At 66.7% G+C, this 9,556-nt stretch carries 7 protein-coding genes; 6 read left to right on the top strand and 1 reads right to left on the bottom strand.

Features of this window, described 5'->3' with window-relative positions:
• On the top strand, positions 1 to 287 hold a 287-nt coding region (locus AC1DSC_RS21315), incomplete at its 5' end, for a hypothetical protein (protein WP_478131921.1).
• A gap of 46 nt (positions 288 to 333) precedes the next feature.
• Here the strand turns inward: AC1DSC_RS21315 and AC1DSC_RS21310 are convergent.
• Positions 334 to 909, bottom strand: a complete 576-nt coding sequence (locus AC1DSC_RS21310) for a TetR/AcrR family transcriptional regulator (RefSeq protein ID WP_412512402.1) — start codon at positions 907 to 909, stop codon at positions 334 to 336.
• 140 nt (positions 910 to 1,049) lie between these two features.
• Here AC1DSC_RS21310 and AC1DSC_RS21305 point away from each other — a divergent pair, with 140 nt between their 5' ends.
• From AC1DSC_RS21305 to AC1DSC_RS21285, 5 genes are all read left to right on the top strand, one after another.
• Positions 1,050 to 1,466 (top strand): 4-oxalocrotonate tautomerase, encoded by a 417-nt coding sequence (locus AC1DSC_RS21305; RefSeq protein WP_412512401.1) that lies wholly within the window; start codon positions 1,050 to 1,052, stop codon positions 1,464 to 1,466.
• Positions 1,467 to 1,545: 79 nt separating this feature from the next.
• Entirely contained in the window at positions 1,546 to 1,941 is a 396-nt protein-coding gene (locus AC1DSC_RS21300) for a VOC family protein (RefSeq protein WP_412512400.1), read from the top strand.
• Between the two features lie 493 nt (positions 1,942 to 2,434).
• A complete protein-coding gene (locus AC1DSC_RS21295) occupies positions 2,435 to 3,562 on the top strand; it encodes a VWA domain-containing protein (protein ID WP_436288348.1) in 1,128 nt (375 codons plus the stop codon).
• On the top strand, positions 3,562 to 5,631 hold the full coding sequence (locus tag AC1DSC_RS21290; protein WP_436288349.1) for an SWIM zinc finger family protein: 2,070 nt from the start codon (positions 3,562 to 3,564) through the stop codon (positions 5,629 to 5,631). The genes AC1DSC_RS21295 and AC1DSC_RS21290 overlap by 1 nt, the downstream gene beginning before the upstream one ends.
• A 94-nt stretch (positions 5,632 to 5,725) precedes the next feature.
• Entirely contained in the window at positions 5,726 to 9,553 is a 3,828-nt protein-coding gene (locus tag AC1DSC_RS21285) for a DUF4132 domain-containing protein (protein ID WP_436288350.1), read from the top strand.
• Positions 9,554 to 9,556 lie beyond the last annotated feature (3 nt).

Genomic DNA, 9,556 nt, shown 5'->3' with positions numbered 1-9,556 from the left:
TGATTTCCGGAAGCGCGTGGGTATGGGCGCATGATCTTGCAAAAGCTAATCCTGAAAAATGGCGCGGTGCTCACCGCATTCCTGGATGGATCGCGACCGCCGTCGCTGGTCTCGCAGTGGTCGCAGTGATTGCCATCAACGTTCAGGGGTCAAAGTCGCCTGCCGAACTCCCATCTCGATCAGTGCAGCTGTCGGCAGAGGAAAATGCAGAGATCGAACGGCGGACGAGATCAAAGATCGAAGAGTTGACCGGCAAGCCCGTTGCGACAACGCCGCCCGCTCGCTAGTGGCGGATCCGGCCAGGAGCCGGCGTTGGATGCTGATGCCTAACAGTTATCGGTCTAGCGCGCCGAGCAATGCGTGTTCCGTTTCTGCAGCGATCTGGTCCGCGAAGGCGCCATTCCCAACGGCACGTGCGAGCGTGACCGCGCCCGCCAGCGAAGAGAGGGCGGCGCAAGCGGCTCCAATGTCCCGCGGTGCACTTGGTGAGGCGGGACCATCAACGATCGCCTGTGCAACGTCACGCAAAGCCTTCTCAAACGCTGTACGGGAGGCTTCGTCCGACCGCGCCACTTCCGCCGGCATCGTCTGCAGCGTGCAACTCTCCGACAAGTCACACGTGCGCTTGGCGCTGAGGTAGAAGCGCACAAACTCCGGCCACCAAGCGCGTCCGTGCTTTTCTTGGAAGTACAGCACGCCGCCTCGCAATTCGGCCATGCCCTGTGCAATCGATTCTCGGAATGCGTGAGCCTTCGAGTCGAAATGAACGTAGAAGGCGCCCGATGTCAGGCCTGCTTCCTTTGCCAGGCCGTCCACCCCGATCCCGCCGAATCCAGCCTTGCGAAACCCGCGACCTGCCCCCTCCAGGATGCGTTGCCGCGTCTGCACCTTCTGTTCGGACCTTGACATGGGGCTCCTTTGACAGTGAAGCCGACGATTATAGTTGTTCAAAACACGATCGTTATGTATTATCGAATAACGGTCGTTACTTGAAATACCTGCGGATCGCAGCGTGTGAGTCGACGCCGTTCTTTCTACTTGGAGTACCCATGCCACTTACGCTCACCCTGACCGAGGGCGTTCTCCCCAAAGGCCAGGAAAAAGTCGCTTTCACCCGCCTGTCCGACGCCATGCTCAAGTGGCACGGCCTGGCAGGAAACAAGGCGATGACGCCCAACATCGTTGGCTCGATCCACGTCTTGCCGAAGGAGCACACGTATTCCGGATCAAAGGAGGCCTCCGTGGCCTTCGTCGAATGGAAGGTCCCATCCTTCGCGTTCGCCAGTCGAGAGGTTCAGGTCGGCTACATCGAGGAGGCCACCAGCATCATTCATGAGCTGTCTGGCGCGCACCACCCGAAGGAGCGCATATGGGTCAACGTAGTGCACGCAGTGGACGGGGCCTGGGGCATTGCTGGGATGGCTTTCACCAATGCGCAGCTTGGCGAAGGGGCCGCTTCGGCCTGACACATCCGGGGGGCAGCGACGTGGTCTCCCGGGTGGGGCGGACCGTGTCGTGGTCCCACTCCCATCCAGGTACACCGTCATGCAACTCTCGAACTATCTGTTCTTCACCACAACCTGTGATCAGGCTTTGGCTTTCTATACGCAGTGCGGTCTTGGCCGTGTCGTCGAGGTGCTGCGCTACGGAGTCGATGGCATGCCCGTGAAGAACGAGGCCATGCGCGGCAAGGTCATGCACGCCAAATTCGAGGGGCCAGACCTGCTCTTCTATGCTTCAGACAACGACGACGCCGAGCCGATGCGGGGCTCCGCGCATTTGCTCGCAATGGACGACCGAGATTCCACGAACAAGCTCTTCCAGGCCCTGGGTGCTGACGGGACAATCACAATGGCCTTGGGCGTCCAGCCCTGGGGCGACTACTACGGCAAATTGACCGATCGTTTCGGTGTTCAGTGGATGCTGAACTGCGCGGAGTGAGATCGTCGGCAGCGCGCTTGTCGAGCACGGTCTCCTTGGTCGAGGTCTCCTTCGGAGCAAAGCGAAGGTCGGCAACGGGCCCGAACGAGCATCTCGCCTTGATAGCGCACGTTGTTTTGCACGCGGCCAGAAATGGGGTTGTAGTGGGCATCGAAGCCTTTGGTCATCAAGCCATCTGAATATTGTGGGGGGTGGCACGGCTCGGCCGACCTGCACACAAGCTTCGATGGCAGCTTCCAGGGTGGCGATTTCCCGTGGCCCCAACGCTGTTGGTGACGGCGACACGCTCGGCGCCTTTGTCGCTCGCGTTGCCTGCACTGTTTCAAGGGCAGCAACGGGTCGTACATGCCCGTTTCTGCCGCCGCTCCCGCAAAACCTGGTCATGAGGAAGAGACAAGGACGGCGTGAGCATGACACGCGCTGCCGTCTGATAAGCTGCCGGCGCTCCTCTCCCCGACCGTTCCTTCCACCCGTCCTTGCGAACGCATTGCGCATGTCGTCCGAAGAAACCCTGCGCCGCTGGCGCCTGATCCTCGGCCGCTATGCGGCGCAACCTCTGTCGCAAACGCAGTTCTCGGCGGGCGACTGGAAGCTCGACCAGGCGCTCGAATATCTCTACGGCCGCGAATACGAAGGCCGCGGCCTGGCCCGGCCGAACGGCGGGCCGGGTTCGCTCGACCCAAGCCAGTTGCGCGCGGTCGACTGGCTCAACCGATCGCGGAGTCTCTTTCCGCAAGAGGTCTTCGAGCGCATGCAGACGCAGGCGATCGATCGCTACCAGCTGACCGACCTGCTCTCCGACCCGGCGGTGCTGCGCTCGCTCGACGCCACGCCCGGCCTCGCCAAGGCACTGCTGGGCATGCGCGGGCGGCTGTCGGGCCAGATGCGCGACGCGGTGCGCGAGGTGATCCAGAAAACCGTCGACGAGATCACGCGCAAGCTCAGGAACGACTTTGTCAACGCGCTCGTCGGCCGGCGCAACCGCATGCGGCGCTCGCACATCAAGAGCGCACAGAACTTCGATGCGCGCGCCACCATCGCGGCCAACCTCAAGCATTACGACGTGGAGCGCAAGCAAATCGTCATCGAGCATCCGCGCTTCAATGCGCGCGTGAAGCGCAACCTGCCCTGGGACGTGGTGCTTTGCGTCGACCAGAGCGGCTCGATGATGGATTCGGTGATTTACAGCGCCGTCATTGCCGGCATCATGAGCTCGCTGCCCGCGGTGCGGGTGAAGCTGGTGGTGTTCGACACCAGCGTGGTCGACCTCACGCACCTGGCGCACGATCCGGTCGAGGTGCTGCTCACGGTGCAACTCGGCGGCGGTACCGACATCGGCCGTGCGGTGGCGTATTGTGAGTCGCTGGTGGGCAACCCGCAACGCACGGTGTTTGCGCTCATCAGCGACTTCATGGAAGGCGCCGCGCCCGGGCCGCTCCTGGCCGCGGTGCAGCGCATGGCACAGTCGCGCGTCAAGCTGCTCGGGCTGGCCGCGCTGGACGAATCGGCCAATCCCGTGTACGACCGGCAAATGGCGCAGCGACTGGCCGACAAGGGCATGCACGTTGCGGCCCTCACGCCCACGCATTTCGCGCAGTGGCTCGCGGAAGTGATGAACTGATGGCCTGGTACGACGGCTATCGCGCCTACGACGACGACACGCTGGCCACGCTCGCCAACCCTGGCTTGCTTCGGCGTGCCGCAAAGGACGTCGAGGCGGGCAAGATCGCATGGGCGGAGCAGGGCACCGAAGCTGGGGTGGTGACGGCCGACGGCCAGCGCGTGCAGCTCGATGCACGCGGCCCGCAGCAGGCGCGCTGCGACTGCCCGGCACCGGGCATCTGCAAGCACATCCTTGGCGCGGCGCTGTGGCTGCGTGCATTGGAGCCGGCCGCGCCAGGCAGCGCAGGCGGCGCGCCTTCAGACGAGCAGCAAGACAGACAGGCACCGCCCGGTGCCGACCCGCTCGCGGAAATCCTCGCGCTCGATGCCGCGGCGCTTTTCAAGGCCGCGGGCGTGGCGGCCGTGCGCCGCGCCGCAGCCGCCGCCAGCAGCGTCGTCGAATGGCGGGTGCAAGGCGGCGCGCTCGTCATGGACTTGCCCGAGCTCGGCGCCTCCTGCCGCTGGGTGGCGGGCGCGGGCTATGCGGGCATGGTGTCCGAGGTGCCTGCCGCGGAACGCAAGGCGGTGCACCTGATCGCCATTGCCGCGTTGCGCAGCGCGCACGGGCAGCCCTTCGCATGGCCCGAGAGCGCGCGGCCCGCGCCGGTCGAAGACACCGTGCGCCTCGGCGAGCGAGAGCGCGCGTTCCTGCTGCAGGTGGAGTCGATGCTGGAAGAACTGCTCACTGGCGGCCTCTCGCACGTGAGCGAGTTGACGTCGGCGCGCCTCCTGGCACTCAACATGTCCGCGCGCGGCGAGGGCCTGCCGCGCCTGGCCGCCTTGCTGCGCAATCTTGGCGGCACGGTCGATCTGCTGGTGCGGCGCGACCACCGCGCCGAGGAGCGCGACGCCTTCGCGCTCATGGCGCGCATCCATGCGCTGTGCGCTGCGCTCGCGCGGGCCGAGGGTGAACTCGCCGTGGCACTGCGCGGCCGGCTCCAGCGCGACTTCGACGAATCGGCCGCACTCGACCTGCTGCCGCTCGGTGCGCACTGGTGGCAGACGCGCGGCGGCGCGCGCGGGCTCACCGTGGCGTTCTGGGACCTGGCGGGTGCGCGCGTGCTGCAGGCCTCGCTCGCACGGCCCGACGGAAGCGACACCGCCTTCACGCGCAGCAGCGCATGGTCCGCAAACGCGCTGTGGTCCGGCGCGGGCGCCGCGCAGAGCGTGTGCGAAGCGGCCCTGCGCCTCGAACACCCCCGCCTTGCCGAAGACGGCCGCCTGGCGCTCGGCGGCGTCACGCGTGTCCAGCCCCTGCCTGCGTGGACGGCCGACGACCCGCGCCTGAAGTCGATCGGCTGCGGCAACTGGTCCGAACTGGGCGTGCGCCTGCGCGCCGCCACCGGCCTTTCGGCAGAGCCTTTCGATGCCGTGCTGCTGCGGCCATCGGACACGCGCCCGCCGGTGCTCGACGAAGCACAGCAGCGCCTCGACTGGCTGGTGCAGGACGACGCGGGCCGGTGGCTGCGGCTTGGCATCCCCGTTGGCCCGGAGCACCGGCAGCGCGTCGACAACCTCGACCGCCTCGCCGCGCGCCGTGCCCCGGTGCATGCGGTGCTGGTGCGCATCGAGCGCTCTGCCGCGAGCACCGAACTCATGCCCCTCGCCGTGCTGAGCAGCAACGCGAAGAAGGCGCTGCAAACGGTGTCGCTCGACTTTGCCGACGAGGCCGCGCGCACAACCTCGCTCGCCAACCGCATCCTGCGCATGCTCGAGGCGCGGCAGCAGCAGCGGCAGGCGGCGCCCGTGGGTGCGCCCACGCTGGCGGCGCGCCTGCTCGCTCCAGTGACAGAAGTGGCCGAGACGCAGGCCGCCACCGGGCGCATGGCATTGACCGCGGCGCAGCGGCAGCGCCTGCACGATGCACTCGACCGCGCGAACTCTGTCGGCCTGGAGGTGCTGTCGAGTGCGCTGCGTGCGCACCTCGCTGCGCCGGCCGCGGTACCGTTGCTGAAGCTGGGCTTTCTGTGCCAATTGCTTGGCGAACTCGACGGCTTGCCGGAGCAAAGGAAAGCGCAGCCGGTTTAGAACCTTTGACTTCAGTTGTTTCTGCAGGCCGCGAACTGGCCGAAGCGTCACGTCCAACTGCCAAAATCAGCGCCCAGGAGAACGAGGAGAACGCATGGGATTTCTGGACAAGATCTTGGGCGCCGTCACGGGCAGCGCCGGCACCGCAGCCGCCAACGGCTTGACGCGCGAGCAGGCGCAGCTGTTGAAGCAGGCCTTCGAGCCGCTCGAAAAAGCAGGCAAGGAGCTGCCCCAAAAGGGCGCCGCGTTCCTGGTCGACGGCACGCAGGAAACCGTGCTGCTCGACCTGCAGGCTGCCAAGTCCTTCGAGCCAGGTCAGTTGCTCGGAGCCCCCGGCCGCCTGCGTTGGGGTTACAGCAACCACCAGAACAAGGCGCTGGAGAAGATCGGCAACCAGAGCCTCGAGCAGCGTGGCCGCTTCTACGCCAGCGTGGATGCCATTGCTCCTGCGCTCAACGTGCTGGTGCGACTGGGCAAGCTGCTTGCGGCGGCCGACGGCGGACAGTCGCTCGAGCATCCCGGCGCGCCGGTGCCCGACTGGCTTCAGTACCTCATCAACGACGCGGTGTTCGCGAGCTTCAACAAGAGCAGCTCCAGCAACGCTGCCGAGCGCGATCTCGCCAAGCACCGGCCCGCGTGGAACGTGCATCTCATTGCAGCCTTGCTCGCGCACGAAGGACTCGATCCGCATATCGCCCTGCAAGAGGTCTTCGAGCGCAAGGGACTGGACAGCTGGTACCACGACCGGCTCGACGGGCTGGTCGAGGCCCCTGCCGTTGCCGACTACATGCGCAGCCAGCGCGACGCCACCGAGGCGTTGCCCGCAAAGCTGTCGGCCGCGGGCCGCGTTCTGCTGGCCAGGCGCATCGGCAAGGACAAGGCGCTTTTGAACGACTTTGCGCCGCTGTTCCTGCGCCTGGCCATCGACGGCAGCAAGACGGTGCGCGCCGAGGCGACGCCGCACCTCGAGGGCATTGCCGAGGCGCAGCGGCTCAAACTCCTGGGGCAACTGCTCAAAGACGGCGACACCACCCAGCGCACGCAGGCCGCCGAACTGCTTGCGCGCCTGCCGGGTGACGCCGCGCGCGCGCTGCTCGACGTGGCGGCCGGCACCGAGACCAGCAAGGCCGTGCAGCAGGCCATCCGCTCGGCCATGTCGCGGCTCGACGCCGCGGGCGACGCGGGCGAGCTCGAATTGCCCGAGCCGCCGGCCTGGCAACCCTTCGAGGACATTCCGCTGGGTGAAGAGGCGGTGCAGTTGCTCATTGCCAACCGCATCGAGCTGCTCGAGAAGAACCGCGTCGCGGCCGAGGCCGAGATCGAGGAGAACAAGGCCTCCAAGCAGACCTACAGGTACAAGTGGCGCCAGGACAACTACGCCGCCCACAAGAAGCTCACCGACGACGACATGCGCGTGGCCGTGCGCGTGCTCAATGGGCAGGGCAGCAAAAACGACCAGAACCGCGCGAAGAACGGCCAGCTGCAGCAGGTCGTGGGTTTCGGCAATCGCCTGCAGTCGATGCCGGGGTTCGGCATGCCGCACCTGATCCGCTGGCTGGCCGTGTCGCGCCACTGGACCAGCTTCTGGTTCGACGACGGCTTTCACAAGTGGCTCGGCCGCCAGCCTGTGGGCTCGGTCGACCTGCGCGCGCTGGCCGAGCTGCTCAAGCGCTCCGGCATGCCGATCGACGATGTGGCGCACACCGCGCTCTTTCCATACTGGAACCAGGCCTCGGCGGTGGACGTGCTGCCGGCCGACCGCGTGTGGCCCTTCTTCGCGGAGCACCCGGAGTACATCGACGAAGGCCTGGGCCTTGTCGCGCCGCCAAAGCGCGAAGGCCGCCAGACCCAGCTCGACCTGAACGCCACGCTGCGCACGCTGGCGGTCTTTCCGACCGTGCAGGCACGTTGGCTGCCGCGGGTGATGGAATTGGCCCTCGGCGAAGGCAAGACGCACCGCGCAGCCGCGCAGAAGGCACTGTCGATGCTGCCCGACATCGGCCGGCGCGTGGTCGAGTCGCTCGGCGCCACCAAGAGCGAGGTGCGCATCGAGGCCGCCAACTGGCTGGCCGATCTCAAGTACGCCGAGGCCGTGCCCGCCATCACCAAGGCGCTCGAGAAGGAAGCCCGCGAGACCGTGCGCGCGGCCTACCTCACGGCGCTCGAGGCGCTGGGCGACGACATCTCCGCGCGTCTGGCACCGGCGATTCTTCTGGCCGAGGCGAAGAAGGGCCTGAAGGCCAAGCCCCCGGCGGGCCTTGCGTGGTTCTCCCTCGACGCGCTGCCCGCCTGCAAATGGCTGGACGGCAGCCCGGCAGAACCCGAGATCGTGCGCTGGTGGGTGGTGCTCGCCTGCAAGCTCAAGGAGCCGGGCGGCAATGCGCTGCTCACGCGCTACCTCGGCCTGCTCGATGCCGCCAGCCGCCAGGCCGTCGGCAGCCTGGTGCTGCGCCAGTTCATTGCACACGACACGCGCCATCCCACGCTCGACGAAGGCATTGCGCATGCCAACGCCCATGCACCGCAGCGCTACCAGGGCAACCAGCAGCGCTACCAGAACGCGAAGGCCGAGCACAAGCAGTACTACGAAGCCGACTTCCAGAAGACGCAGGAGCAGGTCTTCGAGGAGTGCAAGCGCGAGAAGATGAGCGAATACCTCGGCAGCGCGATCGGCGAAAAAGGCACGCTTGCCCTGACCGCCCATGCGCCGGGGCACGAGGTCGTCACGCCGCTGCAGCAGTACATGCGCGACCATTACCAGCGCCGCTCGCAGATCGAAGCCATCCTCGAAGGCGTGGCACCGGGCAACGACCCGGTGGTGATCCAGTTGCTGCTGGGCATATCGCGCCGCTATCGCACTGCCTCGGTCCAGGAGAAGGCCCGCGCTCTGGTGCAGCAGATTGCCGACCGCAACGGCTGGACGCAGGACCAGCTCGCCGACCGCACCATTCCCACCGCGGGCCTGGACGACACCGGCAAGCTCGAGCTCGCGTATGGCGACCGCATCTTCACCGTGGTGCTCGACGCCGCGATGAAGCCCGAGCTGCGCAACCCGGAAGGCAAGATCGTCAAGGCCCTGCCCGAGCCGCGCCAGAACGACGACCCCGTGCTCATCAAGGATGCGAAGGCCCAGTTCTCGACCAGCAAGAAAGAGCTCAAGCAGGTCATCGACCTGCAGACCGCGCGCCTGTTCGAAGCCATGTGCACCGGCCGCATCTGGCCGCAGGCCGAGTGGCGCGAATACCTGCACCGGCACCCGATTGCCGGGCGGCTTATACAGCGGCTCGTGTGGCTCGAACTGGATGCGGAAGGCGCGGTGCGCGGCAGCTTCCGGCCCACCGAGGACGGCAGCCTGATCGACACGCAGGACGACGAGGTCGAGCTTGCGGCCGACAGCCAGCTGCGCCTGGGCCACGCTTCGCTGGTCGACGAAGGCACAGCGGCCGCGTGGAACAGGCACTTCAAGGACTACAAGCTGGTGCCGCTCTTCGCGCAGATGACGCGCAAGCCGCCGGCGGTCGCGTTCATCGACGACAAGGGCCAGCCGGTGAGCGAAATCAACGACCGGCTGGGCTGGATCAGCGACACCTTCACGCTGCGCGGCAGCTTTGCCAAGCTCGGCTACCAGCGCGCGCAGGCCGAGGACGGCGGCTTCTTCTACCAGTACACCAAGGAGTTCTCGTCGGCCGGCGTGCGCGTGGCCATCGAGTTCTCGGGCAACACCCTGCCGGAGGAGAACGTGCCCGCGGCGCTCAAGACGCTGGGCTTCGAGGACATGAAGACCCGCGGCTACAGCGACCGGGCGCTGCCGCTGTCGAGCGTGCCGCCGGTGCTGCTGGCCGAGGCCTATGCCGACTACTTGGCCATTGCCCAGGCCTGCGCCGGGTTCGACGCGGGCTGGGAAAAGAAGATGCCGTGGTAAGCC

Source organism: Variovorax sp. 01N425, assembly GCF_056399465.1.
The sequence above is the reverse complement of the archived record's forward strand: the minus strand, read 5'-3'. Positions and strand labels throughout refer to the sequence as shown.